Raw genomic sequence first — 25,960 nt, forward strand, 5'->3', positions numbered from 1 at the left:
AGTCGCACAGGACCCCTCTCTCCTCCGGCTGACGCGTCCATCGGGCATCCGAGTACCGCAACCCCACGTGGCATCTCAAGTGCCCAACCACGTCAAGACCAGGAGACACCACTCCAGTGGCAGTCAAGATCAAGCTCAAGCGCCTCGGCAAGATCCGCCAGCCGCACTACCGCATCGTCGTCGCCGACTCCCGCACCCGTCGTGACGGTCGCGCGATCGAGGAGATCGGCCTCTACCACCCGACGTACAACCCGTCGCGTATCGAGGTCGACTCCGAGCGTGCGCAGTACTGGCTGTCCGTCGGCGCCCAGCCGACCGAGCCGGTCCTCGCCATCCTGAAGCTCACCGGCGACTGGCAGAAGCACAAGGGCCTCCCGGCCCCCGAGAAGGCCCTGCTCGTCCCGGCCACCAAGGAGGCGAAGCGCGCCTCGTTCGACGAGTTCGCGAAGACCCTCGAGAGCGGCGACGACAAGGGTGAGGCCATCACCCCCAAGGCCAAGAAGGCCGACAAGAAGGCTGACGAGGCCGAGGCCGCGTCCACCGAGTCGACCGAGGCCTGATCATGCTCGAGGAGGCTCTCGAGCACCTCGTGAAGGGCATCGTCGACAACCCCGACGAGGTGCAGGTCGCCTCGCGCAACCTGCGCCGGGGCCGCGTGCTGGAGGTCCGGGTCCATCCCGAGGACCTCGGCAAGGTGATCGGCCGCAACGGCCGCACCGCGCGTGCGCTGCGCACCGTCGTGGGCGCCATCGGCGGCCGCGGCATCCGCGTCGACCTCGTCGACGTGGACCAGGTCCGCTGAGCGGACCGACAGCATCGTCTTGAGCAGTGCCGGCACGGGCCGGGGAGGGCTTACGGGCCCGCCCCGGCCCGTTGTCGTACGAGCCGTGTGACAGGAGAGTGGCAAGCAGTGCAGTTGGTAGTCGGGCGGATCGGTCGCGCCCACGGCATCAAGGGCGAGGTCACCGTCGAGGTGCGGACGGACGAGCCCGAACTCAGGCTCGGCCCCGGTGCCGTACTGCTCACCGACCCCGCCCCCACCGGACCGCTGACCATCGAGAGCGGCCGGGTCCACAGCGGCAGGCTGTTGCTGCGCTTCGAGGGCGTCCGCGACCGCAACGCCGCCGAGGCCCTGCGCAACACCCTCCTCATCGCCGAGGTCGACCCCGAGGAGATGCCCGAGGAGGAGGACGAGTACTACGACCACCAGCTGATCGACCTCGACGTCGTCCTCACCGACGGCACCGAGGTCGGCCGGATCACCGAGATCTCCCACCTGCCGTCCCAGGACCTCTTCATCGTCGAACGCCCCGACGGCACCGAGCTGATGATCCCCTTCGTCGGGGAGATCGTCACCGAGATCGACCTGGAGGAGCAGCGGGCCGTGATCGATCCGCCGCCCGGCCTGATCGACGACCGTGCCGAGATCGCCTCCGCCCGCGAGGAGTCGGACGACGAGTCCCGCGAGGAGGACGCGTGAGGCTCGACGTCGTCACGATCTTCCCCGAGTACCTCGAACCGCTGAACGTCTCCCTCGTCGGCAAGGCACGCGCGCGCGGACAGCTCGACGTCCACGTCCACGACCTGCGCGACTGGACGTACGACCGGCACAACACCGTCGACGACACCCCGTACGGCGGCGGCCCCGGCATGGTCATGAAGACCGGCCCCTGGGGCGACGCGCTCGACCAGACGCTCGCCGACGGGTACGAGGGCGGCGCCCACGGGCCGGTCCTCGTCGTCCCCACCCCCAGCGGCCGGCCCTTCACCCAGGAACTCGCCGTCGAACTCTCCGAACGGCCCTGGCTGATCTTCACCCCGGCCCGCTACGAGGGCATCGACCGCCGCGTCGTGGACGAGTACGCGGCCCGGATGCCGGTCTACGAGGTCTCCATCGGCGACTACGTCCTCGCCGGCGGCGAGGCGGCGGTCCTGGTCGTCACCGAGGCCGTCGCCCGCCTCCTGCCCGGCGTCCTCGGCAACGCCGAGTCCCACCGGGACGACTCCTTCGCCCCCGGGGCCATGGCCAACCTCCTGGAGGGCCCCGTCTACACCAAGCCCCCCGAGTGGCGCGGCCGGGGCATCCCCGACGTCCTCCTCAGCGGCCACCACGGGAAGATCGCCCGCTGGCGGCGCGACGAGGCGTTCCGGCGCACCGCCGCCCACCGGCCCGACCTCATCGAGCGCTGCGATCCCGCCGCCTTCGACAAGAAGGACCGGGAGGTCCTCTCGATGATGGGATGGGCCCCCGGACCCGACGGCCGATTTTGGCGCAGGGTCGAGGACGTGGAAGAATAGGCCGCTGCCGTCCGTCCGGCGCGCGCCCCTGCCACAGGGGGAACGACGCCGCCAGGAGCGAACGGCCTCTGCGACCACCTTCGAACGTACCGCTGATGACCTGTGGCATCAGCGAGGAAAGAGACCTCCATGGCCTCCCTGCTCGACCAGGTCAACGCGGCTTCCCTCCGCTCCGACCTCCCCGCCTTCCGTCCCGGCGACACGGTGAACGTCCACGTGCGCGTCATCGAGGGCAACCGCTCCCGCATCCAGCAGTTCAAGGGCGTCGTCATCCGCCGCCAGGGTTCGGGCGTCAGCGAGACCTTCACGGTCCGCAAGGTCTCGTTCTCCGTCGGCGTCGAGCGCACCTTCCCGGTCAACAGCCCGATCTTCGAGAAGATCGAGGTCGTGACCCGCGGTGACGTCCGTCGCGCCAAGCTCTACTACCTCCGCGAGCTGCGCGGCAAGGCCGCCAAGATCAAGGAGAAGCGCGACCGCTGAGCCCCGGCTCCCGGAACGCGCGACGCTTCCGGTTCCCCGCAGGAGCGGGCCGGATAGGCTTTGCCGGCGATGGACACCGAAGCACAGCACACGGAGCGCGACCCCTCCTCCCGCACGGAATCCCGTACGCATCCCCGTACGGACTCCGGCACGGAGGAGGAGTCGCGCTCCGTACGCGTTTCCGAGGACCCCCGGCCCGGACCGCCGCACCGGACCGCGCCCTCCTGGCGCCGCACCGTCCTCACGGGCGGCGCCTGCGTGCTCTTCCTGCTGCTCCTGAGCCACTTCGTGCTGCAGCCGTTCCTCATCCCCAGCCGCTCCATGGAGCCCACGCTCCGGGTCGGCGACCGGATCCTGGTGAACAAACTGGCCTACCGCTCCGGTGACGGGCCGCGCCGCGGCGACGTCGTCGTCTTCGACGGCACCGGCTCCTTCGTGCGGGAGGAGCCCCGGAGCAACCCCGTCGCGGGCCTCCTGCACGACGCGGCGGCCGCCCTCGGCCTCGCGGAGCCCGACGAGACCGACTTCGTGAAGAGGGTCGTCGGCACCGGCGGCGACCGGGTGGTCTGCTGCGACAAGGACGGCCGGCTCACCGTCAACGGCGCCACCGTCACGGAGCGGTACCTGATGCCCGGCGACCGGCCCTCCGGCGTGCCCTTCGACATCGTGGTCCCCCCGGACAGGCTCTGGGTCATGGGCGACCACCGCAGCCAGTCCAGCGACTCCCGCGACCACCTGGGAGACCCCGGCGGCGGCATGGTCCCCGTCGACCGGGTCGTCGGCCGCGCCGGCTGGATCGTCTGGCCCTTCGGACGCTGGTCCGCCGTACCGGGCACCGACGCCTTCGCCGCCGTACCGGCCCCGCCGGCCGGCGGACACGGCACGGCACCGGCCGGGCGGACGGCGCCGGCCGGGCCCGTGGCACCGGCCGGGCGCGAGGAGCGGTCCGGCGGGGAAACCGCCGGCGAGCGGGCCGCCGACGGGGCGGGGAGCCGTGGGTAGCCGGGGCCGGTCGTCCGGCGGGCCCCGTCACGCCCCGGACCGGGGCGCCGCGCCCCCCGGCCGGGCCGAACGGCGCAGACTCGCCCGCAAGGTCAAGCGACGGCGGCAGCGCTCCGCGATCCGGGAGATCCCGATCCTGGTCGCGGTGGCCGTGCTCATCGCCCTCGTCCTCAAGACCTTCCTCGTCCAGGCGTTCGTCATCCCCTCCGGCTCCATGGAACAGACGATCCGCGTCCACGACCGGGTCCTCGTCGACAAGCTCACCCCCTGGTTCGGCTCCCGGCCCCGGCGCGGCGACGTCGTCGTCTTCAAGGACCCCGGCAACTGGCTCCGGCACGAGGACGCGCCGCCCGCCGACGACCCCGTCGGCGTCAAGCAGGTCAAGCAGGCCCTCACCTTCATCGGACTGCTGCCCTCCGCCGACGACCAGGACCTCATCAAACGGGTCGTCGCCGTCGGCGGGGACACCGTCCGCTGCTGCGGCGAGGACGGACGGCTCACCGTCAACGGCGTACCGCTGGACGAGCCGTACCTGCACCCCGGGAACCCGCCGTCCGCCATCCCCTTCGAGGTGAGGGTCCCCGAAGGGCGGATCTTCGTCCTCGGCGACCACCGCTCCGACTCGGCCGACTCCCGCTTCCACCTCGACGAGAAGGACCACGGCACCGTCGCGGAGGAACAGGTCGTCGGGCGTGCCGTGGTGATCGCCTGGCCCGTCGGTCACTGGCGGCGCCTGGAGGAGCGGAAGACCTTCGACGGCGTACCGGACGCCCGTACGGAGGACGACAAGGCGTCCGGCCCGTCGCATAGTGTGTCCCAGCGGAATCTGAACGGATTGCCCGGGCTCCCGACCCCTGCGGAACTTCTGCTCGTTATGGGAGTGGTGGGCCCGTCCCTTTCCCGGGGCGGGCGTTCTCACGGACTGAGGAGTGGATGTGGGGGATTTGGCCCTCGGCGCACGATCCGGACACGATGAGCCCGAGAAGAGGGCCGAAGAGGCCAGGGGCGACGAGGTGACGGGTGACGACGTGACGGACGACGGGGTGTCGCGCGGCGACGGGACGGCCGGTTCCGGCGACGGGGCGGACGGGTTCGAGGTCGGGGAGGCCCGGTCCGGCAAGGCTCCCAGGAAGCAGCGCTCCTTCTGGAAGGAGCTGCCCCTCCTCATCGGCGTCGCCCTGGTGCTCGCCCTGCTGATCAAGACCTTCCTGGTGCAGGCGTTCTCGATCCCCTCGGAATCGATGATGAACACCCTCAAGAAGGGCGACCGGGTCCTCGTCGACAAGCTGACCCCCTGGTTCGGCTCCGAGCCCGAGCGCGGCGAGGTCGTCGTCTTCCACGACCCGGGCGGCTGGCTGGAGACCGCGGAGACCCCCAAGCCGAACGTCGTGCAGAAGTTCCTCAGCTTCATCGGCCTCATGCCGTCCGCCGAGGAGAAGGACCTCATCAAGCGCGTCATCGCCGTCGGCGGCGACACCGTCTCCTGCAAGGAGGGCGGCAAGGTCGTCCTCAACGGCGTGGCGCTCGACGAGACCTCCTACCTCTACCCCGGCTCCGTGCCCTGCCAGGACTCCTTCGGCCCGATCAAGGTCCCCGAGGGCCGCATCTGGGTCATGGGCGACAACCGCCAGAACTCCCTGGACTCCCGCTTCCACCAGGAGCTCCCCGGCGGCGGCACCGTCGCCGCCGACCAGGTCGTGGGCCGCGCCGTCGTCGTCGCCTGGCCCGTCACCCGCTGGGCCACGCTCCCCGTGCCCGGCATCTTCGACCAGCCCGCCCTCAACAAGGCCATGGGCGCCGCCCCGCTCGGCGCGGCGAGCCTCGCCGGGGCGCTCCCGCTGGTCCTGTGGCGCCGGAAGAAGCAGCTCGAACGGCATACCGCCGAGTAGAACCCCGCGGGTAGTGTGCCGTCCCGGACCGTCGACAGACCTCTGGGGTGCACATGAGCGGAACCATACGGACCAAGGGCGGCCACGGCCGTCTCGGCAGCGCGCTGTCGGGACTGGCCGTGGCCGTCGGCTGTGTGCTCTTCCTCGGCGGGTTCGTCTGGGGCGCCCTGCTCTACCGGCCGTACACCGTCCCCACCGACTCCATGACCCCCACCCTCGACGTCGGCTCCAAGGTGCTCGCCGAACGCGTCGGCGGCGACGAGGTGAAGCGCGGTGACGTCATCGTCTTCACCGACCCCCTGTGGGGCTCCTCGCCCATGGTCAAGCGGGTCGTGGCCGTGGGCGGCGACACCGTCGCCTGCTGCGACGCGACCGGCCGCCTCACCGTCGACGGCAGGGGCGTCGACGAGCCGTACCTCAGGCCCGGACCCGGCGGCCGGACGGTCGCCTCCGGCCAGGATTTCTCCGTGACCGTCCCCGCGGGCAACCTCTTCCTCCTCGGCGACGACCGGCACACCTCCCTCGACTCCCGCAGCCACCTCGAGGACGCCGGCCGGGGCACCGTGCCCCGTTCCGCGGTCACCGCCCGGGTCGACGCCGTCGTCTGGCCCGCCAGGGGCCTCCTGCAACCCCAGCCGGGCTTCGCCGCCCTTCCGGGCGGAGTCTCGCGGCCCGGCCCGTTCCACGCGCTCCTCACGGCGATCGTGGCCGGGGCCGTACTGGTCCTCGCGGGCGCGGCGTACGGACCGGTGGCACGGCTCCTGACGCGGGGCACGGGCGGGCAGCGGTCCGGGACGCGCGAGAGGGTGGGGGGATGACGGGAGACGCGCGGGACGCGGGAGCGGGCCGGGACGGAACGGAGAGGGAGACGGGGGAGACGGGGGAGCGTGGGGCAGGAGCAGGAGCAGGAGCAGGAGCAGGAGCAGTAGCAGGAGCGCGGGGAGCGGAGACGGAGGCGCCGGGGACGGAAGCCGGGGCCGTACGCCGGAAGGTGGCCCGGGTCCTCCTGCTCGACGCCGACGACCGCGTCCTGCTCCTGCACGGACACGAGCCGGGGAACCCCGACGACTCCTGGTGGTTCACCCCCGGGGGCGGCCTGGAGGGCGACGAGACCCCCGAGGAGGCGGCACTGCGCGAACTCGCGGAGGAGACCGGCATCACCGAGGTCGATCTCGGACCCGCGATCTGGAGCCGGTACTGCTCCTTCCCCTTCGCCGGACGCCGCTGGGACCAGGACGAGACGTACTACCTCGCCCGCACCCGCCGGACCGGGGCCGCACCCGGACCGCGGTCCCTCACGGAGCTGGAGACCCGCAGCATCGCGGGCCTGAGATGGTGGACCTCCGCCGAACTGTCGGCGGCCCGTGAGACGGTGTACCCGACCAGGCTCGCCGAGCTGCTGCGCACGCTGCTCGACGAGGGACCTCCGCGTGCACCGGTCGCCCTCGCCCCGGACATCGTCCCGGGGACGCGTGCGGCTGACGCACAATAGGGGGACGCACGGCTGAAGGGGAACATGCCATGAGCGCCGAGGACCTCGAGAAGTACGAGACCGAGATGGAGCTGAAGCTCTACCGGGAGTACCGCGATGTCGTCGGGCTGTTCAAATACGTGATCGAGACCGAGCGGCGCTTCTACCTCACCAACGACTACGAGATGCAGGTGCACTCGGTGCAGGGCGAGGTCTTCTTCGAGGTCAGCATGGCCGACGCCTGGGTCTGGGACATGTACAGGCCGGCCAGGTTCGTCAAGCAGGTCCGTGTCCTCACCTTCAAGGACGTGAACATCGAGGAGCTCAACAAGAGCGACCTCGAACTCCCCGGCAGCTAGGAGAACCACCCTCGCGGGTGAGCGGGTTTTCCACAGCCCCACCGCCGTCCACAGCGCCGCACACGGAACGCCCCACCACGTCACAGTCGGTGACGGAGGTGGTCCGTATGAACACGACCGACAGGACCGGTGCCACCCGCGCACTCGGACGGTACGGAGAAGAGCTGGCGACCCGCCGGCTCACCGCGACCGGCATGCACATCCTCGCCCGCAACTGGCGCTGCGGCCGGACCGGCGAGATCGACATCGTCGCCCGGGACGGCGACACCCTCGTCATCTGCGAGGTCAAGACCCGGCGCCACGGCGCCTACGAACACCCCATGGCAGCCGTCACGCCCCGCAAGGCCGAACGGCTCCGCCGCCTCGCCGACTGCTGGCTCGACCGCAGCGACACCCCGGCACCCGCCGGCGGCGTCCGCATCGACCTCGTCGGCATCGTCCTGCCCCGCCGCGGCGCCCCCGTCCTCACCCACGCCCGGGGCGTGGCCTGATGGGATTCGCCCGCACCTGCTCCGTGGCCCTCGTCGGCGTCGAAGGCGTCGTCGTCGAAGTACAGGCCGACCTCGAACCCGGCGTCGCCGCCTTCACCCTCGTCGGCCTCCCCGACAAGAGCCTCACCGAGAGCCGCGACCGCGTCCGCGCCGCCATCGTCAACTCCGGAGCCGAATGGCCCCAGAAGAAACTCACCGTCGGCCTCAGCCCGGCATCCGTCCCCAAGGGCGGCAGCGGATTCGACCTGGCCGTGGCGGCGGCCGTCCTCGGCGCCGCCGAGCGCGTCGACCCGCGCGCCATCGCCGACCTCGTCCTCATCGGCGAACTCGGACTCGACGGGCGCGTCCGCCCCGTCCGCGGAGTCCTGCCCGCCGTCCTCGCCGCCGCCGAGGCCGGATACCGGCAGGTCGTCGTCCCCGAACAGACCGCGGGCGAGGCCTCCCTCGTCCCCGGCGTCTCCGTCCTGGGCGTCCGCAGCCTCCGCCAGCTGATCGCCGTCCTCGCCGACGAACCCGTCCCCGACGAGGAACCCACCGAAGAGGGCCGGCCCGACGCCATGCTCTCCGGACTCCTCGTCCCCGGCGCCGGCATCGGCACCGGACTCGCCGCCGACCCCGCCGAAGGACCCGACCTCGCCGACGTCGCGGGCCAGCACCGCGCCCGCCGCGCCCTGGAGATCGCCGCCGCCGGCGGCCACCACCTCCTGCTCTCCGGCCCACCCGGCGCCGGGAAGACCATGCTGGCCGAACGCCTCCCCGGCATCCTCCCGCCCCTCACCCGGCAGGAATCCCTGGAGGTGACCGCCGTCCACTCCGTCGCCGGCATCCTCCCGCCCGGCGAACCCCTGGTCCGCCGCGCCCCCTACTGCGCACCCCACCACTCCGCCACCATGCAGTCCCTCGTCGGCGGCGGCAACGGCCACCCCAGGCCCGGTGCCGTCTCCCTCGCCCACCGCGGCATCCTCTTCCTCGACGAAGCCCCGGAATTCTCCGGAAAGGCCCTCGACGCGCTCCGTCAGCCCCTCGAATCCGGACATGTCGTCATCGCCCGCGCCGCCGGCGTCGTCCGCCTCCCCGCCCGCTTCCTCCTCGCCCTCGCCGCCAACCCCTGCCCCTGCGGCCGGCACACCCTGTACGGCGCCGGCTGCGAATGCCCGCCCTCCCTCGTCCGCCGCTACCAGGCGCGCCTCTCCGGACCCCTGCTCGACCGGGTCGACCTCCGCGTCGAGGCCGAACCGGTCACCCGTGCCGACCTCCTCGGCCGGGGCGACCGGGGGGAAGCCACCGCCGTCGTCGCCGCGCGCGTCCGCGAAGCCCGCGCCCGTGCCGCCGCGCGCCTCGCCGACACCCCCTGGAGGGTGAACAGCGAGATCCCCGGCCACGAACTCCGCACCCGCCACCACGCGGCCCCCGGAGCCCTCGCCGAAGCCGAACGGGACATCGAGCGCGGCCTGCTCACTGCACGCGGTCTCGACCGCGTCCTGCGCGTCGCCTGGACCGTCGCCGACCTCGCCGGACACGACCGGCCCGACCACCAGGACATCGCCCTCGCCCTCGAAATGCGCACCGGCGTGGCCCGTGGCGTACCCGCCGGAACGGGGAACCGCACATGACCACCCGACCCGACCCGCCCGCCCCTATGGACGAACGGCTGGCCCGCGCCGCCCTCACCCGCACCGTCGAACCCGGCGACGAACACGCCGGCCGGTGGCTCCGCCACTACGGAGCCACCGGCTTCCTCCGGGAACTCCTCCACCCCGGCACCGCCCGACCCGCCCCCTCCGGCCCCGGCACCTCCCGCTCCGGCGGCGACCCCTTCCCCGGCACCGGCCCCCGGCGCGTCGCCTCCTGGCGACTGCGCGCCGCCACCGCCGAACCCACCCGCGACCTCGACGCCGTCTACGCCCTCGGCGGCCGCTTCCTCATCCCCGGCGACACCGAATGGCCCAGCCAGCTCGACGACCTCGGAGACGCCCGCCCCCTCGGCCTCTGGGTCCGGGGCCCCGCCGACCTGCGCACCTGGGCCCTGCGCTCCGTCGCCCTCGTCGGCGCCCGCGCCTGCACCCCGTACGGCGCCCACACCGCCACCGGTCTCGCCACCGACCTGGCGCGAAAGGGCTGGGTCGTCGTCTCCGGAGCCGCCTACGGCATCGACGGCGCCGCCCACCGGGGAGCCCTCGCCGCCGACGGCGCCACCGTCGCCGTCCTCGCCTGCGGCGTCGACACCCCGTACCCCCGCGGCCACGACCGGCTCATCCGGCGCATCGCCGAACAAGGACTCGTCATCGGCGAACTGCCGCCGCGCAGCCACCCCACCCCCAGCCGCTTCATCCTCCGCAACCGCCTCATCGCCGCCCTCACCCGCGGCACCGTCGTCGTCGAGGCACAACACCGCAGCGGCTCCCTCGTCACCGCCCGCGCCGCCGCACGACTCGGCCGCCACACCATGGGCGTACCCGGCCCCGTCGCCAGCGCCCTCTCCGCCGGCGTCCACGAACTCCTGCGCGGCGACGCCACCCTCGTCACCGACGCCGACGAGATCGTCGAACTGGTCGGGGACATGGGCCAGCTCGCCCCGCCGCGCCGGGGGCCCGTCCTCCCCCGCGACCTCCTCGCCCCCGCCACGGCCCACGTCCTGGAAGCCGTACCCGCCCGCGGTCCCACCCCCACCACGGCCATCGCCCGCCGCGCCGGAACCACCCCCGACGCCACCCTCGCCAAGCTGTACGAACTCCACTCCCTCGGTTTCGTCGAACGCCACGGAGAGGGCTGGCGGTTGACGAACACGGCCACCCGGGCGTCGAACGCGCGGCGAGGCGGTACTTGACCCGGAGCAATCGGGTGAAAAGGTGAAGCCGATGAACGACCGAGTCCTTCCGGCCACGACCGAGGGGCCGACACGCGCCACGGCCCCCGTTCGAAGACGTGGTCGACGGTGTCCCCCCGGAGCGGCGCGATGCGCCGATGTTCGCTCACCGCGACGGCGCACTCACGCTACGCTCACCGGGATTCCCCCCGCGACACCCGCACCGAGACACCCGACAGTAGAACGGCTCAAGGCGACGCATGCCCCAGCACACCTCCGGGTCTGACCGCGCCGCGGTGCCCCCAGCAGCCCGGGGCACCGTGCGTCCGTCCGCACCGACCTCCCTCGACGAACTGTGGCGTTCGTACAAGGACACGGGCGACGAGCGGCTGCGGGAACAGCTGATCCTGCACTACTCGCCCCTCGTCAAGTACGTCGCCGGACGGGTCAGCGTCGGGCTGCCGTCCAACGTGGAGCAGGCGGACTTCGTCTCCTCCGGCGTCTTCGGCCTCATCGACGCCATCGAGAAGTTCGACGTCGAGCGCGCCATCAAGTTCGAGACGTACGCCATCACCCGCATCCGCGGCGCCATGATCGACGAACTCCGCGCCCTCGACTGGATCCCGCGCTCCGTCCGCCAGAAGGCGCGCAACGTCGAACGCGCCTACGCCACCCTGGAGGCCCGGCTCCGCCGCACCCCCTCCGAGAGCGAGGTCGCCGCGGAGATGGAGATCACGCTGGAGGAACTGCACGCGGTCTTCAGCCAGTTGTCCCTGGCGAACGTGGTCGCCCTGGAGGAGTTGCTGCACGTCGGAGGCGAGGGCGGGGACCGCCTCTCCCTGATGGACACCCTCGAGGACACGGCCGCCGACAACCCCGTCGAGGTCGCCGAGGACCGTGAGCTGCGCCGGCTCCTCGCCCGCGCCATCAACACGCTCCCCGAACGCGAGAAGACGGTCGTCACCCTCTACTACTACGAGGGCCTCACCCTCGCCGAGATCGGTCACGTCCTCGGCGTCACCGAGAGCCGCGTCAGCCAGATCCACACCAAGTCCGTCCTCCAGCTCCGGGCGAAGCTGGCCGACGCCGGACGCTGAGCTCCGGGGCCGGTCGTACAGTGGAGCCGTGCCCAGGATTCGAGCGGCCTCGGTGGCCGAGCACCGGACGATGCAGCGCGGCGCCCTCCTGGACGCCGCGCGTTCCCTGTTGTCCGAGGGCGGGACGGAGGCGCTGACCTTCCCCGCACTCGCCGAACGCACGGGCCTCGCCCGCTCGTCGGTCTACGAGTACTTCCGGTCGCGCGCCGCCGTCGTCGAAGAGCTGTGCGCCGTCGACTTCCCTGTCTGGGCCGCCGAGGTCGAGACGGCCATGGCCGACGCCGGGACGCCCCGGGGCAAGGTCGAGGCGTACGTGCGCAAGCAGCTGGAACTGGTCGGGGACCGGCGCCACCGCGCGGTCGTCGCCATCTCCGCGAGCGAACTGGACGACGGCGCCCGCGAGAAGATCCGCGCGGCCCACGGTGGACTGGTCGCCATGATCGTCGAGGCGCTCGCCGCCCTGGGACAGCCCCGGCCCCGCCTGGGCGCCATGCTCCTCCAGGGCGTCGTCGACGCCGCCGTCCGCCGCATCGAGCTCGGCGCGGCCGAGGACCCGGCGGAGATCGCCGAAGCGGCGGTCACGATGGCCCTCCACGGCGTCGGCGGCTCTCCGGCCTGAGCCGGGGGAGTGCCTGGACGGCGTTCTCCGGGGCACTCGTCCGGGAGCGGTTCCCCGGCCCGGCCTGCACAGTGGCTTTCCCCTTCCCCCGCCCCCTCTCCTCCCCCTCCCCCCCCGCCCCTCCCTCCCCCTCCCCCCCCGCACTCCCTCCCTCCCCCGCCCCACCCCCGGTTCCCTCACCCTCCCCACGGCAGCAGGCGTGACGGTGCCCGTTCGATCAGGCGCAGGGGGTTCAGGTACCGGTCGCCCCGGAGGAGACCCCAGTGGAGGCAGTTTCGCGCGCAGTGGGTGCCGGGGGCGGCGCGGGCGATCGGTGTGCCCGCCCGGACCGGGGTCCCGGCCGGGACCAGGGGGGTCACGGGGGAGAAGGTCGTGCGGAGCGGGGGAGTGCCCGTGCCGGGAAGGGTGAGGGTGAGGACGCCTCGGCCGCCGACCGGGCCGGCGAAGGTGACGGTGCCGGCCGCGGGGGCCAGGACCGGGGTGCCGGGCGGTGCGGCGAGGTCGACGCCGCGGTGGCCCGCGGCGTACGGGCCGGGCGGCGGCTGCCAGCCGCGGAGGAGCTCGGGCGGGTCCACCGGCCAGAGGAGGCCGAGGGCGAGGATCAGCGTCGTGAGGTGCATGGGGAAAGGTTCTCCGGGGCGCCCGGTTCGCAGGGGTCACGGGCGGTTTCTGTGGACCGGGCGCCGGTTGTGGACAACGCCGTCACCCGCCGCCCCCGGGGTCCCGTACACTTCCTATGGCGACTCGGGACACCGGGTCGACTTCGCACGCCCCGCCACGGTCCTCACCGGCGGTGGCAGCGCCTTTCGGTCCCTCGCGGGCATGGCGCGCCGGGGCGTCAGGAACACAACCGAGAAACCCAAGGAGATACGGCCATGGCCGTCGTCACGATGCGGGAGCTGCTGGAGAGCGGCGTCCACTTCGGTCACCAGACCCGTCGCTGGAACCCGAAGATGAAGCGCTTCATCTTCACCGAGCGCAACGGCATCTACATCATCGACCTGCTCCAGTCGCTGTCGTACATCGACCGCGCCTACGAGTTCGTCAAGGAGACCGTCGCGCACGGCGGCTCCATCATGTTCGTCGGTACGAAGAAGCAGGCCCAGGAGGCCATCGCCGAGCAGGCGACGCGCGTCGGCATGCCGTACGTCAACCAGCGTTGGCTCGGTGGCATGCTCACCAATTTCTCCACCGTCTACAAGCGTCTGCAGCGCCTCAAGGAGCTCGAGCAGATCGACTTCGAGGACGTCGCCGCCTCGGGTCTCACCAAGAAGGAGCTCCTGGTCCTCTCCCGCGAGAAGGCCAAGCTGGAGAAGACCCTCGGTGGTATCCGCGAGATGCAGAAGGTGCCGAGCGCCGTCTGGATCGTCGACACCAAGAAGGAGCACATCGCCGTCGGTGAGGCGCGCAAGCTCCACATCCCGGTCGTCGCGATCCTCGACACCAACTGCGACCCCGACGAGGTCGACTACAAGATCCCGGGCAACGACGACGCGATCCGCTCCGTCACCCTGCTCACCCGCGTGATCGCCGACGCCGTCGCCGAGGGCCTCATCGCCCGTTCCGGTGCCGCGACCGGTGACTCGAAGCCGGGCGAGAAGGCCCAGGGCGAGCCGCTCGCCGAGTGGGAGCGCGACCTGCTCGAGGGCGAGAAGAAGGCCGACTCCGCCGAGGCCGAGGCTCCGGCCGCCGCCGAGGCCGAGACCGCCGAGGTCCAGACCTCCGCCGAGACCGAGAAGGTCGCGGACGCCGAGGCCGCCGACGCTCCGGCCGAGGCCGAGGCCGCCGAGCAGGCCTGACCCTCCAGGACCAGGACCTTCGGGTGACGACGGCGGGGGCCCGCGAAGCCCCCGCCGTCCACCCGTGGACCCGCCCGATCTTTCAGACTTCGAGAGAGAAACAGACTCATGGCGAACTACACCGCCGCTGACGTCAAGAAGCTCCGCGAGCTCACCGGCGCCGGCATGATGGACTGCAAGAAGGCCCTGGACGAGGCCGACGGCGATGTCGACAAGGCCGTCGAGGCCCTGCGCATCAAGGGCCAGAAGGGTGTCGCCAAGCGTGAGGGCCGCTCCGCCGAGAACGGCGCCGTGGTCTCCCTCATCGCCGACGACCACACCTCCGGTGTCCTCGTCGAGCTGAAGTGCGAGACGGACTTCGTCGCCAAGGGCGACAAGTTCCAGGCCGTCGCCGACCAGCTCGCCGCCCACGTCGCCGCCACCTCCCCGGCCGACCTGGAGGCGCTGCTCGCCTCCGAGATCGAGCCCGGCAAGACCGTGCAGGCGTTCGTGGACGAGGCCAACGCCAACCTCGGCGAGAAGATCGTCCTGGACCGCTTCGCGCAGTACGCCGACGGCTTCGTCTACGCGTACATGCACCGCACGATGCCGGACCTCCCGCCGCAGATCGGTGTCCTCGTCGAGTTCGACAAGGCCGACGCCGCCGTCGCCAAGGGCGTCGCGCAGCACATCGCCGCCTTCGCGCCGAAGTACCTCACCCGTGAGGACGTCCCGGCCGAGGTCGTCGAGTCCGAGCGTCGCATCGCCGAGGAGACCACCCGCGCCGAGGGCAAGCCCGAGGCCGCGATCGCCAAGATCGTCGAGGGTCGCGTGAACGGCTTCTTCAAGGACGCCACGCTGCTCGGCCAGCCGTACGCGCTGGACAACAAGAAGTCCGTCCAGCAGATCCTGGACGAGGCCGGTGTCACCCTGAAGCGCTTCACCCGCATCAAGGTCGGCATCTGAAGCCTGTCCGCGAAAGCGACGGACACCGGACCCCGGTAGGGTCTGAAGCAGTCGCCCGCCCCCGCGCAGGACGACCGCAGATCTGACGAGGAGGCCATTGCCGTACGGGAAACCGCGAGGACCCAAGGCAATGGCCTCCTTCGTATGTGCACGAGGAGATCTCCATGAACCAGGGCGCCGTACAGGGCGACGACAACAACGGCAAAAAGGCCGGCCGCTACATGCTGAAGCTGTCCGGAGAGGCTTTCTCCGGCGGTACCGGCCTGGGCGTCGACCCCGATGTCGTGCACGCCATCGCGCGTGAGATCGCGGCCGTCGTCCGCGACGGCGCGGAGATCGCGATCGTGATCGGCGGCGGAAACTTCTTCCGCGGCGCCGAACTCCAGCAGCGCGGCATGGACCGGGCCCGCTCCGACTACATGGGCATGCTCGGCACCGTGATGAACTGCCTCGCCCTCCAGGACTTCCTGGAGAAGGAGGGCATCGACTCCCGCGTCCAGACCGCCATCACCATGGGTCAGGTCGCCGAGCCGTACATCCCGCTGCGCGCCGTGCGCCACCTGGAGAAGGGCCGCGTCGTCATCTTCGGCGCGGGCATGGGCATGCCGTACTTCTCCACGGACACCACGGCGGCCCAGCGCGCCCTCGAGATCGACGCCGAGGCGCTGCTCATGGGCAAGAACGGCGTCGACGGGGTCTACGACTCCGACCCCAAGCGCAACCCCGACGCGGTCAAGTTCGACGCCCTCGAGTACGGCGAGGTGATCGCCCGCGACCTCAAGGTCGCCGACGCCACCGCCGTCACCCTGTGCCGTGACAACGACCTCCCGATCCTCGTCTTCGAACTGCTCACCGAGGGCAATATCGCGCGCGCGGTGAAGGGTGAGAAGATCGGCACGCTCGTGAGCGACCAGGGCACCCGGGCCTGACCCGAACCGGGAACCGCCCCGCGAGGGGCTGGACGACAGCCCTGCCGGTCGTACACCGTGCAGGACACAACGCGACGACACGCAGGAGCAAGTGGTGATCGAAGAGACCCTCCTCGAGGCCGAGGAGAAGATGGAGAAGGCCGTCGTGGTCGCCAAGGAGGACTTCGCCGCGATCCGCACCGGCCGTGCGCACCCGGCGATGTTCAACAAGATCGTGGCGGACTACTACGGCGCCATCACCCCCATCAACCAGCTGGCCTCCTTCTCCGTCCCGGAGCCGCGGATGGCCGTGGTGACCCCGTTCGACAAGAGCGCGCTGCGCAACATCGAGCAGGCGATCCGCGACTCGGACCTCGGCGTCAACCCGAGCAACGACGGCAACATCATCCGGGTGGTGTTCCCCGAGCTGACGGAGGAGCGCCGCCGCGAGTACATCAAGGTCGCCAAGGGCAAGGCCGAGGACTCGAAGATCTCGATCCGCTCGGTGCGCCGCAAGGCCAAGGAGTCCATCGACAAGCTCGTCAAGGACGGCGAGGTCGGCGAGGACGAGGGCCGCCGCGCGGAGAAGGAGCTCGACGACACCACCGCGAAGTACGTCACGCAGGTGGACGAGCTGCTCAAGCACAAGGAAGCCGAGCTGCTCGAGGTCTGATGAACGACTCTTCCTGGGGTGCCCCGGCCGGTCCTCCCGGCCGCGGGGGGCCCGACCAGGGGCCCGCCCCGGCGGGTCCCGCACACGAGGGGCATCCGGCGTCGCAGACTCGCCCCATGCCCCTCGTGCCCGACGTCCCCGCCGGCGGATTCCAGGACGGACACGGCCGGGGGGCCGCTCACCCGAGCGGCCCCCTGTTCCGTGACGGGACGCCGTACGAGCACCCGCACGAGCACCCGCAGGAGCCCATGTCCAGCCCCGCCCCGCCTCCGTCGTCCGCGCCCCCGCCGCGGCAGAAGAAGAGCGCGGGCCGGGACCTGGGCGCGGCCATAGGGGTCGGAGTCGGACTCGGCGCCGTCATCATCGCGTCGCTGTTCATCTGGAAGGCCGCGTTCGTCGGGGTCGTGGCGGTCGCCGTGGTGGTCGGGCTGTGGGAGCTGACCTCCCGCCTCCGGGAGCGCAAGCAGATCGGGGCACCGCTGGTGCCGCTCGCGGTCGGCGGCGCGGCGATGGTCGTCGCCGGGTACGCGCGCGGTCCCGAGGGCGCCTGGGTCGCGACGGCCCTGACGGCGCTCGCGGTCCTGGTGTGGCGGATGGCGAAGCCCCCCGAGGGCTATCTGAAGGACGTCACGGCGGGCGTGTTCGCCGCGTTCTACGTGCCGTTCCTGGCGACGTTCGTGGCCCTGCTGCTGACCGCGGACGACGGCCCGTGGCGGGTGCTGACCTTCCTGCTCCTGACGGTGGTCAGCGACACCGGGGCGTACGCGGTCGGCTGGCGCTTCGGCAAGCACAAGCTGGCGCCGCGCATCAGCCCCGGCAAGACCCGCGAGGGCCTGGCCGGCGCGGTGGCGTTCGCGATGGCCGCGGGCGCGCTGTGCATGCAGTTCATGATCGACGACGGGATCTGGTGGCAGGGCCTGGTCCTCGGTCTCGCGGTGGCGGCGAGCGCGACGCTCGGCGACCTCGGCGAGTCGATGATCAAGCGCGACCTGGGCATCAAGGACATGGGCACGCTGCTGCCCGGTCACGGCGGCATCATGGACCGGCTCGACTCCCTGCTGCCGACGGCGCCGGTGGTGTGGCTGCTGCTCGCCCTGTTCGTCGGCACCGGCTGACCCGCGGTCCCGCCGCGGGAAGAGCGGCCGTCCCCGGGGCGTTCCTCCGGGAGGGGCCCACCGTCCACGAGGGCGGCGGGCCCTTCCTCGTATCTCTGCGACACTGGTAGGACCATGCCCAAGCCCGGAGAACTCACTTTCGTCGCCCCCCGCGGAGCCAAGAAGCCGCCGCGGCACCTCGCCGACCTCACGCCCGCCGAGCGGAAGGAGGCCGTCGCCGCGATCGGCGAGAAGCCCTTCCGCGCCAAGCAGCTGTCCACGCACTACTTCGCGCGGTACGCGCACGACCCCGCCGAGTGGACCGACATCCCCGCCGCCTCGCGGGAGAAGCTGGCCGGGGAGCTGCTGCCCGACCTGATGTCCGTGGTGCGGCACATCTCGTGCGACGACGACACCACCCGCAAGACCCTGTGGCGGCTGCACGACGGCACGCTCGTGGAGTCGGTGCTCATGCGCTACCCGGACCGGGTCACCATGTGCATCTCCTCGCAGGCCGGCTGCGGCATGAACTGCCCGTTCTGCGCGACCGGACAGGCCGGGCTCGACCGGAACCTGTCGACCGCCGAGATCGTGCACCAGATCGTCGACGGCATGCGGGCCCTGCGGGACGGCGAGGTGCCCGGCGGGCCGGCGCGGCTGTCCAACATCGTCTTCATGGGCATGGGCGAGCCGCTCGCCAACTACAAGCGGGTCGTCGGCGCCATCCGCCGCCTCACCGACCCCGAGCCCGACGGCCTGGGCCTGTCCCAGCGCGGCATCACCGTCTCCACCGTCGGGCTCGTGCCCGCGATGCTGCGCTTCGCCGACGAGGGCTTCAAGTGCCGGCTCGCGGTCTCCCTGCACGCCCCCGACGACGAGCTGCGCGACACCCTCGTGCCCGTCAACACGCGCTGGAAGGTGCGGGAGGTCCTCGACGCGGCCTGGGAGTACGCGGAGAAGTCCGGGCGCCGGATCTCCGTCGAGTACGCCCTCATCCGGGACATCAACGACCAGGCGTGGCGCGGCGACCTGCTCGGCCGGCTCCTCAAGGGCAGGCGGGTGCACGTCAACCTGATCCCGCTGAACCCGACGCCCGGCTCGAAGTGGACCGCCTCCCGGCCCGAGGACGAGAAGGCGTTCGTCGAGGCCATCGCCCGCCACGGCGTGCCGGTGACCGTCCGCGACACCCGGGGCCAGGAGATCGACGGGGCCTGCGGACAGCTCGCGGCCGCCGAACGCTGACCTTGTACCCTGAGGTCGAACACACATCTTCATAGTCACTCCGACAGATTCATTCCGACAGGGGAGCGCCACAGCGCTGAGAGTGCGGTGCCGTCAGACCGCAGACCCTCTGAACCTCGCCCAGGTCATTCTGGGTAGGGAGTTCGGTCGTTAACTCAAGCTGTTGCGCCCTGCCCGCGTCCGGTCCGCCGGCCGCGGGCAGGGCCGCGTCTCTTCCTGGTCCCACCCAGGAGGAAAATCAGTGAGCATCAGGAAGCAGGCCGCCGCCGCGCTCCTCGCGGCGCTCGGCGTCACCGCCCTCGCCGCCTGCGGCACCGGCGACGCCCGTGAGGCCGCGGGCAGGACCGGCACGCCCGCGCCGAAGACCGTGACCCTCGTGAGCCACGACTCGTTCAACGCCTCCAAGGAGGTCCTGGCCGAGTTCACGAAGCGGACCGGTTTCACCGTCAAGGTCCTCAAGGCCGGGGACGCGGGCGAGGCCGTCAACAAGGAGATCCTGACCAAGGGCTCCCCGCAGGGCGACGTCTTCTTCGGCGTCGACAACACCCTGCTCTCCCGCGCCCTCGACAACGGCATCTTCGTGCCGTACGAGGCGAAGGGCCTGGACCGGGTCCCGGCGGAGTACCGGCTCGACAAGGAGAACCGGGTCACGCCGGTCGACTCCGGCGACATCTGCGTCAACTACGACAAGAAGTACTTCGCCGACAGGAAGCTGGCGCCGCCGGTGACCTTCGACGACCTGGCGAAGCCGGAGTACAGGGACCTGCTCGTGGTCGAGAACCCCGAGCGGTCCTCCCCGGGCCTCGGCTTCCTCCTCGGCACGGCCGCGAAGTACGGCGACGACGGCTGGCAGGGCTACTGGAAGAAGCTCAGGGCCAACGGCGTGAAGACCGTCGACAGCTGGGAGCTCGCCTACAACCAGGAGTTCTCCGGCTCGGCCGGCGGCAGGAAGGCCAAGGGCGACCGGCCGCTGGTCGTCTCGTACGCCTCCAGCCCGCCGGTCGAGGTGCTGTACGCCGAGCCCCGGCCGAAGGAGGCTCCCACCGGGGTCTCCACCGGCACCTGCTTCCGGCAGACCGAGTTCGCGGGCCTGCTGAACGGGGCGAAGAACCCCGAGGGCGGCAAGGCGCTGATCGACTTCCTGATCTCCAAGACGTTCCAGGAGGACATGCCGCTCCAGATGTTCGTCAACCCCGTGGCGAAGGACGCGGCCCTGCCGGAGCTGTTCACCGAGCACGGCGTGGTCGTGGAGAAGCCGGAGACCATGGCGCCCGGGAAGATCGCCGAGAAGCGCGACGCGTGGATCCAGCAGTGGTCCTCGACCGTCCGGTAACCAGGCCCCCGGTGACCAGGAAGGACGTACGCGGGAACGTGACGCGGCTCGGGCTCATGGCCCTGCCCGTCGCGTTCTTCGCGGTCTTCTTCGCGTGGCCCGTCGCGTCCATCGTGGACCGGGGGCTGCGGCCCGGCGGGACCTGGCGGTTCGGCCGGATCGGCGAGACGCTGACCCGGCCGGACATCCTCGACGTCCTCGGTTTCACCGTCTGGCAGGCCCTCGCCTCCACCGGCCTCACCCTGCTCGTCGCCCTGCCCGGCGCGTACGTCTTCGCCCGCCTCGACTTCCCCGGCAAGAACGTCCTGCGGGCCGTGGTCACGGTGCCGTTCGTGCTGCCCACCGTCCTGGTCGGCACGGCGTTCCTGGCCCTGGCCGGCCGGAACGGGCTCACGGACGAACTGTGGGGGCTGCGGCTCGACACCGGCGTGTGGGCGATCCTCCTCGCCCACGTCTTCTTCAACTACGCGGTCGTCGTCCGGACCGTCGGCGGTCTCTGGGCCCAGCTCGACCCGCGCCAGGAGGAGGCCGCCCGGGTCCTCGGCGCCTCCCGCTCCACGGCCTGGCGGACGGTGACGCTGCCCGCGCTCGTCCCGGCCGTGTCGGCCGCCGCCCTGATGGTCTTCCTCTTCACCTTCACCTCCTTCGGCGTCGTGCAGATCCTCGGCGGGGACGCGTACACGACCCTGGAGGCGGAGATCTACCGGCAGACCGCCCGGCTGCTCGACCTGCCGACGGCCGCCGTCCTCACCCTCGTGCAGTTTGCGGCGGTCGGCGCGATCCTCGCCCTGCACGCCCGGACGGCCCGGCGGCGGGAGACCGCGCTGCGGCTCGTGCCGCCGGAGCGGACCGCGCGCAGGCCGCGCGGCGCCGGGCAGTGGGCGCTGCTCGGCGGCGTCCTCGTCTCGGTGGCCCTGCTGATCCTGCTGCCGCTCGGCGTCCTCGTGGAGCGGTCGTTCGCCGGCCCCGGAGGATACGGGCTCGGCTACTACCGGGCGCTCGGCTCGCTCGACGAGAACGGGACCTTCCTGGTGCCGCCGCTGGAGGCGATCGGGAACTCGCTGCGGTACGCGGCGGCCGCCACCGCCCTCGCCGTGGTGATCGGCGGCCTCGCGGCGGCGGCGCTCACCCGACGGGCGGGCGGACTCGTCCGGGGCTTCGACGCGCTGCTCATGCTGCCGCTCGGGGTCTCCGCCGTCACCGTCGGCTTCGGCTTCCTCATCACCCTCGACGAGCCGCCGTTCGACCTGCGGGCGAGCTGGATCCTCGTGCCCCTCGCGCAGGCCCTCGTCGGCGTCCCCTTCGTCGTCCGGACGATGCTGCCGGTCCTGCGCGCGGTCGACGAACGGCTGCGGGAGGCGGCGGCCGTGCTCGGCGCCCCGCCGTGGCGGGCCTGGCGGGAGGTGGACCTGCCGCTGGTGCGCCGGGCGCTGCTCGTCGCGGCCGGGTTCGCGTTCGCGGTGTCCCTCGGCGAGTTCGGCGCGACCGTGTTCATCGCCCGGCCCGACAGCCCGACGCTGCCGGTCGCGGTGGCCCGGCTGCTCGGCCGGCCCGGCGAGCTCAACTACGGCCAGGCCATGGCCCTCTCGACGATCCTGATGGTGGTGTGCGCGGTGTCCCTGCTGCTGCTCGAACGGCTCCGTACCGACCGGACCTCCGGGGAGTTCTGATGCTGCGACTCGACGGGGCGACCGTACGGTTCGGGGCGCGGGCCGTCCTGGACGCCGTGGACCTGGAGGTCGCCGACCACGAGACCGTGTGCGTGCTCGGCCCCAGCGGCAGCGGCAAGTCCACCCTGCTGCGGGCCGTCGCGGGCCTCCAGCCGCTCGACGCCGGCCGGGTGCTCCTCGACGGCGCCGACCAGAGCGGGGTGCCCACGCACCGGCGGGGCGTCGGGCTCATGTTCCAGGACCACCAGCTCTTCCCGCAGCGGGACGTGGCCGGGAACGTCGCCTTCGGCCTCCGGATGCGCGGCACGGGGAAGGCCGAGCGGGCCGAGCGGGTGGGGGAGCTGCTCGACCTCGTCGGCCTGCCGGGCGCCGGGCGGCGGTCCGTCGCCGCGCTCTCCGGCGGCGAACAGCAGCGGGTCGCGCTGGCCCGGGCCCTCGCGCCCCGGCCCCGGCTGCTCATGCTCGACGAACCCCTCGGCCAGCTCGACCGGGGCCTGCGGGAACGGCTCGTCGTGGAGCTGCGGCAGCTCTTCGGGCGGCTCGGGACGACGGTCCTCGCCGTCACCCACGACCAGGGCGAGGCGTTCGCGCTCGCCGACCGGGTCGTGGTCATGCGGGACGGGCGGATCGCCCAGTCCGGGGCGCCCGTCGAGGTGTGGAGCCGCCCGGCCTCCGAGTTCGTCGCCCGTTTCCTCGGCTTCGACAACGTGGTGCCGGCCCGGGTGACCGGGGCGGTCGCGGACACCGCCTGGGGGAGGATCCCCGTGCCGGGCGGCTCCCCGCAGGGCGAACGGCGGCTCCTCGTCCGCCCCGGCGGGGTGCGGCTGGTCCCCGCCGGGGCGGCGCCGGACTGGACGGTGGAGTCCCGTACCTTCCGGGGCAGCCAGGTCGTCGTACGGCTCCGGCCGGCGGACGGCCCGGTCCTGGAGGCCGAGCTCCCGCTGCGGGACGCGCCGGAGGCGGGAACGGGGACCGGGATCGCCTTCCGGCCGGAGGACGTGGTGGTGCTCGGCGACGACACGACGTGACGAGCACCGGGGGCGCGATGAGTTCCGCCCGCCGGCGGAGTCTCCCGTACGTACGACCGCGTACGGTCACGTACGGCGTCTCCGCCGTCCGCACGGGAGGAACCCCATGGCCCAGCTGCTCAGAGTCCAGAACTTCAACGTCTCGTCCGACGGATACGGCGCCGGAGAGGGACAGAGCCTCGAACGGCCCTTCGGGCACGCCGATCCGGAGGCGATGTTCGCCTGGGCGGGTGCCACGGCGAGCTGGCCCCGGCGCACCGACCCCGGCGGCAGCCGGGGCCTCGACGACTACCTGACGCGGGACTACGGGCGGAACATCGGCGCCGAGATCATGGGCCGCAACAAGTTCGGCCCCCAGCGCGGGCCCTGGCGGGACCACGAGTGGCGCGGCTGGTGGGGCGACGAGCCGCCGTTCCGCACGCCGGTGTTCGTCCTGACCCACCACCCGCGCCCCTCGTTCACGCTCGGCGCCACCACGTTCCACTTCCTCGACGCCGATCCGGCCACCGCCCTCGCGACGGCGCGGGAGGCGGCGGACGGCAAGGACGTGCGGCTCGGCGGCGGGGCCGCCACCGTCCGCGAGTTCCTCGACGCCGGCCTCGTCGACACCCTGCACGTCGCGGTCTCGCCGGTGGAACTCGGAGCCGGATCACGGCTCTGGGAATCGCCCGACGAACTCCTCGACCGCTACCACCGCGATGTCGTGCCCAGCCCCGGCGGCACGGTCACGCACCACCTGTTCTGGCGGAAGTGACCCGGACGCCCGCGCCCGGGGCCCCGGCGGAGCCGTCGGGTCACCCCTTCAGGGGCAGGACCGCCAGCTCCGCCACCGCCCACGTCAGCGGCAGGAAGACGGCGAGCAGGGCGCCCGCGCGCAGGAGGGCCGTCGTGCGCAGGGCCCCGGGCGGGGCACCGGCGCGGAGGAGGGCCTCGGCGACGGGGGCGCGGTGCTGCCGGGACTCCAGGGCCGCCGTCAGGAGCGTGGCGAAGGTGCAGGCCAGGACCAGGGTGGCGCCCAGGCCCGTGAGCGGCCCGAAGGCGCCGGAACCCTCGTCCGGCCCGTACAGCGTGGCCGCCGCGAGCAGCCCGGAGAGCACCGCGCAGACCACGCCGAGCGGCCGGCCGACGCGGTGGGCCTCCTCCATGAGGACGCGCCCCGCGAGCAGCCGGACGGCGCCGGGCCGGACCGCCTGGAGGAGGCGGCCGCAGCAGTGGACGAGGCCGGGGCCCGCCGTCGCGAGGCCGATCGCGGTGAGGACCCAGCCGGCCAGGACGCCCGCCGGGCTGCCGTCGAAGCGGCCCGGCAGGGGAAGGGCTTCCCCGCCGCCGCTCCGGCCCGCGTACGTCTCGACGGCGAGGCCGATCGCGACCAGGGCGACGCCCCACGGCAGTCCGGACGGGACCGGCCGTTCCGTGCCCTCCGGCCGCGCGGGCGCGGTCCGGGGGCGCAGGGCCAGGGCGGTGGCCGCGCCGGCGGCGACCGGGAGGACCGCGAGGAGGGTGAGGGCGGCGGCGAGCGGGACCGGCCGGTCGGCGGCGAGCAGGCCGGCGGCGGCCCCGTCGAGGGGCAGCCCCGTCAGGCCGCCGCGCAGGTGCAGATAGGCGAGGAGCGCGACGGCGGAGCCCAGCGCGCAGGCGAGGGCGGTCGAGACGGCGGCGAGCGCGGCGAGCCGGGCCGGTCCGAGGCCGATCGCCGAGAGGCCGGGACGCGGCCGGGTGCCGGGATCGGCGCGGGCCACGGCGACGGCGAACTGGACGGCGGCGGCGAGCGGCAGGGCGCACCACAGCAGCCGGACCGTCGAGGCCGGGGCCAGGTCCGGGTGGCCGACGGCGTGTCCGAGGGTGCAGAGCAGGAGGAGACCCACCCCGGCGGAGGCGGCGACGACGAGGAGCCGGCGGGCCAGGACGAGGGGGTGGGCCCCGCGGGCTAGACGGAGAGCGAGCACGTGGTGACGCCCTCCGCCCCTGATTCCGGGGGTACGGTGCCGGTCCTGCGCCCGTCGAGGAGCGCGACCGCGCGGTCCGCGAGCGCCGCGACCTCCTCGTCGTGGGTGGCGAGGAGCACGGTGATGCCGTGGGAGCGGGCGGCGGCCGTCAGGGTGCGCAGGACCTGGGCGCCGTCGGCGCGGTGCAGGGCGGCGGTGGGCTCGTCGGCGAAGAGGACCGGGGGAGCGGCGGCGAGGGCGCGGGCGACCGCGATCCGCTGGCGCTGGGACCGGGTGAGGGCTCCCGGGCGCCTGCGGGCGCAGGCCCCGGCGTCGAGCCGGTCCAGCCATTCCAGCGCGGCGGTCTTCGCGGCCCGGCGGGGGGTGCCGCGCAGCAGCAGCGGCAGGGCGGCGTTCTCCCACCCGGTGAGTTCGGGGACGAGACCGGCCTCCGGGCCGATCCAGCCGAAGCTCTCGCGGCGGAGCCGTTCGCGCCGGGCGGGGCTCAGGGTGTGCACGGGGCCGCCGTTGAACCAGACCTCGCCCCGCTGGGCGACGAGCCGGCCGGAGAGGCAGCACAGGAGGGTGGTCTTGCCGCTGCCGCGTGGACCGGTCAGGGCCAGGATCTCGCCCTCGCGGACACCGAGGGAGACGCCGCTGAGCACCTCGGTGCCGTCCAGGTCGCAGTGCAGGGAACGCGCCCAGAGCACGTCGTCGTCCGGTGGGGCCATCGCGTACACCTCGATGTCGAATCCGGTCTGTGTCCACCGTCCGGGGGAGGCTCCCCCGGACGGAGGAACGAAGGACGGGCCTGTCGGTCACTCGGCACCG

General features: G+C 72.7%; 29 protein-coding genes. 26 read left to right on the top strand and 3 right to left on the bottom strand.

Annotation, left to right across the window (positions count from 1 at the left end; all coding sequences use genetic code 11):
- The first annotated feature begins 116 nt into the window (after positions 1–116).
- From rpsP to ACZ6AQ_RS16410, 16 genes are all read left to right on the top strand, one after another.
- Positions 117–560, top strand: a complete 444-nt coding sequence (rpsP, locus tag ACZ6AQ_RS16335; RefSeq protein ID WP_053644511.1) for a 30S ribosomal protein S16 — start codon at positions 117–119, stop codon at positions 558–560.
- A gap of 2 nt (positions 561–562) precedes the next feature.
- Positions 563–802 carry an RNA-binding protein gene (locus tag ACZ6AQ_RS16340; protein ID WP_383447305.1) on the top strand — a complete coding sequence of 80 codons (240 nt, stop codon included), beginning with the start codon at positions 563–565 and terminating at the stop codon, positions 800–802.
- A 108-nt stretch (positions 803–910) separates the two neighbouring features.
- Entirely contained in the window at positions 911–1,480 is a 570-nt protein-coding gene (gene rimM, locus ACZ6AQ_RS16345; protein ID WP_468760383.1) for a ribosome maturation factor RimM, read from the top strand.
- Positions 1,477–2,298 carry a tRNA (guanosine(37)-N1)-methyltransferase TrmD gene (gene trmD, locus ACZ6AQ_RS16350; RefSeq protein WP_468760384.1) on the top strand — a complete coding sequence of 274 codons (822 nt, stop codon included), beginning with the start codon at positions 1,477–1,479 and terminating at the stop codon, positions 2,296–2,298. Before rimM ends, trmD begins: the two co-directional genes overlap by 4 nt.
- A gap of 129 nt (positions 2,299–2,427) precedes the next feature.
- Positions 2,428–2,778, top strand: a complete 351-nt coding sequence (gene rplS / locus ACZ6AQ_RS16355; protein ID WP_043229374.1) for a 50S ribosomal protein L19 — start codon at positions 2,428–2,430, stop codon at positions 2,776–2,778.
- A 69-nt stretch (positions 2,779–2,847) separates the two neighbouring features.
- A complete protein-coding gene (gene lepB, locus ACZ6AQ_RS16360) occupies positions 2,848–3,780 on the top strand; it encodes a signal peptidase I (RefSeq protein ID WP_468760385.1) in 933 nt (310 codons plus the stop codon).
- Positions 3,773–4,756, top strand: a complete 984-nt coding sequence (lepB, locus tag ACZ6AQ_RS16365; RefSeq protein ID WP_468760386.1) for a signal peptidase I — start codon at positions 3,773–3,775, stop codon at positions 4,754–4,756. The genes lepB (ACZ6AQ_RS16360) and lepB (ACZ6AQ_RS16365) overlap by 8 nt, the downstream gene beginning before the upstream one ends.
- On the top strand, positions 4,725–5,669 hold the full coding sequence (lepB, locus tag ACZ6AQ_RS16370) for a signal peptidase I (RefSeq protein ID WP_468760468.1): 945 nt from the start codon (positions 4,725–4,727) through the stop codon (positions 5,667–5,669). The genes lepB (ACZ6AQ_RS16365) and lepB (ACZ6AQ_RS16370) overlap by 32 nt, the downstream gene beginning before the upstream one ends.
- Positions 5,670–5,722: 53 nt before the next feature.
- Positions 5,723–6,487: a signal peptidase I gene (gene lepB, locus ACZ6AQ_RS16375; RefSeq protein ID WP_468760387.1), complete on the top strand. Its 765-nt coding sequence runs from the start codon at positions 5,723–5,725 to the stop codon at positions 6,485–6,487.
- 173 nt (positions 6,488–6,660) lie between these two features.
- Entirely contained in the window at positions 6,661–7,161 is a 501-nt protein-coding gene (locus ACZ6AQ_RS16380; protein ID WP_468760388.1) for an NUDIX hydrolase, read from the top strand.
- A 29-nt stretch (positions 7,162–7,190) separates the two neighbouring features.
- The gene (locus ACZ6AQ_RS16385; RefSeq protein ID WP_005311352.1) at positions 7,191–7,499 is read left to right on the top strand and encodes a DUF2469 domain-containing protein; all 309 of its coding nucleotides are present in this window, start codon (positions 7,191–7,193) and stop codon (positions 7,497–7,499) included.
- A 107-nt stretch (positions 7,500–7,606) separates the two neighbouring features.
- Positions 7,607–7,990, top strand: a complete 384-nt coding sequence (locus tag ACZ6AQ_RS16390; RefSeq protein ID WP_468760389.1) for a YraN family protein — start codon at positions 7,607–7,609, stop codon at positions 7,988–7,990.
- Entirely contained in the window at positions 7,990–9,603 is a 1,614-nt protein-coding gene (locus ACZ6AQ_RS16395; RefSeq protein WP_468760390.1) for a YifB family Mg chelatase-like AAA ATPase, read from the top strand. Before ACZ6AQ_RS16390 ends, ACZ6AQ_RS16395 begins: the two co-directional genes overlap by 1 nt.
- Entirely contained in the window at positions 9,600–10,817 is a 1,218-nt protein-coding gene (gene dprA, locus ACZ6AQ_RS16400) for a DNA-processing protein DprA (protein WP_468760391.1), read from the top strand. The genes ACZ6AQ_RS16395 and dprA overlap by 4 nt, the downstream gene beginning before the upstream one ends.
- A gap of 239 nt (positions 10,818–11,056) precedes the next feature.
- Entirely contained in the window at positions 11,057–11,893 is an 837-nt protein-coding gene (gene whiG / locus ACZ6AQ_RS16405; protein WP_468760392.1) for an RNA polymerase sigma factor WhiG, read from the top strand.
- Between the two features lie 52 nt (positions 11,894–11,945).
- Positions 11,946–12,512: a TetR/AcrR family transcriptional regulator gene (locus ACZ6AQ_RS16410; protein ID WP_388689381.1), complete on the top strand. Its 567-nt coding sequence runs from the start codon at positions 11,946–11,948 to the stop codon at positions 12,510–12,512.
- Between the two features lie 176 nt (positions 12,513–12,688).
- Here the strand turns inward: ACZ6AQ_RS16410 and ACZ6AQ_RS16415 are convergent, their stop codons facing one another.
- On the bottom strand, positions 12,689–13,132 hold the full coding sequence (locus tag ACZ6AQ_RS16415; RefSeq protein ID WP_468760393.1) for a murein hydrolase activator EnvC family protein: 444 nt from the start codon (positions 13,130–13,132) through the stop codon (positions 12,689–12,691).
- Positions 13,133–13,387: 255 nt separating this feature from the next.
- Here ACZ6AQ_RS16415 and rpsB point away from each other — a divergent pair, with 255 nt between their 5' ends.
- From rpsB to ACZ6AQ_RS16465, 10 genes are all read left to right on the top strand, one after another.
- Entirely contained in the window at positions 13,388–14,311 is a 924-nt protein-coding gene (rpsB, locus tag ACZ6AQ_RS16420; RefSeq protein WP_388689275.1) for a 30S ribosomal protein S2, read from the top strand.
- Between the two features lie 108 nt (positions 14,312–14,419).
- A complete protein-coding gene (gene tsf / locus ACZ6AQ_RS16425; protein WP_388689277.1) occupies positions 14,420–15,256 on the top strand; it encodes a translation elongation factor Ts in 837 nt (278 codons plus the stop codon).
- A gap of 164 nt (positions 15,257–15,420) precedes the next feature.
- Positions 15,421–16,185 (top strand): UMP kinase, encoded by a 765-nt coding sequence (pyrH, locus tag ACZ6AQ_RS16430; RefSeq protein WP_388689278.1) that lies wholly within the window; start codon positions 15,421–15,423, stop codon positions 16,183–16,185.
- A 94-nt stretch (positions 16,186–16,279) separates the two neighbouring features.
- Complete coding sequence (gene frr / locus ACZ6AQ_RS16435; RefSeq protein ID WP_053646719.1) at positions 16,280–16,837, top strand: ribosome recycling factor; 558 nt, start codon at positions 16,280–16,282, stop codon at positions 16,835–16,837.
- Complete coding sequence (locus ACZ6AQ_RS16440; protein ID WP_468760394.1) at positions 16,837–17,952, top strand: phosphatidate cytidylyltransferase; 1,116 nt, start codon at positions 16,837–16,839, stop codon at positions 17,950–17,952. Before frr ends, ACZ6AQ_RS16440 begins: the two co-directional genes overlap by 1 nt.
- A gap of 114 nt (positions 17,953–18,066) precedes the next feature.
- Positions 18,067–19,173 (top strand): dual-specificity RNA methyltransferase RlmN, encoded by a 1,107-nt coding sequence (gene rlmN / locus ACZ6AQ_RS16445; protein WP_468760395.1) that lies wholly within the window; start codon positions 18,067–18,069, stop codon positions 19,171–19,173.
- A 241-nt stretch (positions 19,174–19,414) separates the two neighbouring features.
- Positions 19,415–20,506 (top strand): thiamine ABC transporter substrate-binding protein, encoded by a 1,092-nt coding sequence (locus ACZ6AQ_RS16450; RefSeq protein ID WP_468760396.1) that lies wholly within the window; start codon positions 19,415–19,417, stop codon positions 20,504–20,506.
- A 56-nt stretch (positions 20,507–20,562) separates the two neighbouring features.
- Entirely contained in the window at positions 20,563–22,176 is a 1,614-nt protein-coding gene (locus tag ACZ6AQ_RS16455; RefSeq protein WP_468760469.1) for an ABC transporter permease, read from the top strand.
- Positions 22,176–23,204 (top strand): ABC transporter ATP-binding protein, encoded by a 1,029-nt coding sequence (locus ACZ6AQ_RS16460; protein ID WP_468760397.1) that lies wholly within the window; start codon positions 22,176–22,178, stop codon positions 23,202–23,204. The genes ACZ6AQ_RS16455 and ACZ6AQ_RS16460 overlap by 1 nt, the downstream gene beginning before the upstream one ends.
- 106 nt (positions 23,205–23,310) lie before the next feature.
- Positions 23,311–23,958, top strand: coding sequence for a dihydrofolate reductase family protein (locus ACZ6AQ_RS16465; RefSeq protein WP_468760398.1), 648 nt, complete (start codon positions 23,311–23,313; stop codon positions 23,956–23,958).
- Between the two features lie 40 nt (positions 23,959–23,998).
- On the opposite strand, the gene ACZ6AQ_RS16470 is transcribed toward ACZ6AQ_RS16465, so the two are convergent.
- Both ACZ6AQ_RS16470 and ACZ6AQ_RS16475 read right to left on the bottom strand, forming a co-directional pair.
- Positions 23,999–25,150, bottom strand: coding sequence for a hypothetical protein (locus tag ACZ6AQ_RS16470; protein ID WP_468760399.1), 1,152 nt, complete (start codon positions 25,148–25,150; stop codon positions 23,999–24,001).
- Positions 25,132–25,860, bottom strand: coding sequence for an ABC transporter ATP-binding protein (locus tag ACZ6AQ_RS16475; RefSeq protein WP_468760400.1), 729 nt, complete (start codon positions 25,858–25,860; stop codon positions 25,132–25,134). The genes ACZ6AQ_RS16470 and ACZ6AQ_RS16475 overlap by 19 nt, the downstream gene beginning before the upstream one ends.
- Positions 25,861–25,960 lie beyond the last annotated feature (100 nt).

It is taken from the genome of Streptomyces sp. NPDC041191, from assembly GCF_055591945.1.

Coding starts and splice junctions, on each gene's coding strand:
- ACZ6AQ_RS16340 (WP_383447305.1), top strand. CDS start 563: ATGCTCGAGGAGGCTCTCGAGCACCTCGTGAAGGGCATCGTCGACAAC.
- rplS (WP_043229374.1), top strand. CDS start 2,428: ATGGCCTCCCTGCTCGACCAGGTCAACGCGGCTTCCCTCCGCTCCGAC.
- lepB (WP_468760385.1), top strand. CDS start 2,848: ATGGACACCGAAGCACAGCACACGGAGCGCGACCCCTCCTCCCGCACG.
- lepB (WP_468760387.1), top strand. CDS start 5,723: ATGAGCGGAACCATACGGACCAAGGGCGGCCACGGCCGTCTCGGCAGC.
- ACZ6AQ_RS16385 (WP_005311352.1), top strand. CDS start 7,191: ATGAGCGCCGAGGACCTCGAGAAGTACGAGACCGAGATGGAGCTGAAG.
- ACZ6AQ_RS16390 (WP_468760389.1), top strand. CDS start 7,607: ATGAACACGACCGACAGGACCGGTGCCACCCGCGCACTCGGACGGTAC.
- ACZ6AQ_RS16395 (WP_468760390.1), top strand. CDS start 7,990: ATGGGATTCGCCCGCACCTGCTCCGTGGCCCTCGTCGGCGTCGAAGGC.
- dprA (WP_468760391.1), top strand. CDS start 9,600: ATGACCACCCGACCCGACCCGCCCGCCCCTATGGACGAACGGCTGGCC.
- whiG (WP_468760392.1), top strand. CDS start 11,057: ATGCCCCAGCACACCTCCGGGTCTGACCGCGCCGCGGTGCCCCCAGCA.
- ACZ6AQ_RS16415 (WP_468760393.1), bottom strand. CDS start 13,132: ATGCACCTCACGACGCTGATCCTCGCCCTCGGCCTCCTCTGGCCGGTG.
- rpsB (WP_388689275.1), top strand. CDS start 13,388: ATGGCCGTCGTCACGATGCGGGAGCTGCTGGAGAGCGGCGTCCACTTC.
- tsf (WP_388689277.1), top strand. CDS start 14,420: ATGGCGAACTACACCGCCGCTGACGTCAAGAAGCTCCGCGAGCTCACC.
- pyrH (WP_388689278.1), top strand. CDS start 15,421: ATGAACCAGGGCGCCGTACAGGGCGACGACAACAACGGCAAAAAGGCC.
- ACZ6AQ_RS16440 (WP_468760394.1), top strand. CDS start 16,837: ATGAACGACTCTTCCTGGGGTGCCCCGGCCGGTCCTCCCGGCCGCGGG.
- rlmN (WP_468760395.1), top strand. CDS start 18,067: ATGCCCAAGCCCGGAGAACTCACTTTCGTCGCCCCCCGCGGAGCCAAG.
- ACZ6AQ_RS16455 (WP_468760469.1), top strand. CDS start 20,563: ATGGCCCTGCCCGTCGCGTTCTTCGCGGTCTTCTTCGCGTGGCCCGTC.
- ACZ6AQ_RS16460 (WP_468760397.1), top strand. CDS start 22,176: ATGCTGCGACTCGACGGGGCGACCGTACGGTTCGGGGCGCGGGCCGTC.
- ACZ6AQ_RS16465 (WP_468760398.1), top strand. CDS start 23,311: ATGGCCCAGCTGCTCAGAGTCCAGAACTTCAACGTCTCGTCCGACGGA.
- ACZ6AQ_RS16475 (WP_468760400.1), bottom strand. CDS start 25,860: ATGGCCCCACCGGACGACGACGTGCTCTGGGCGCGTTCCCTGCACTGC.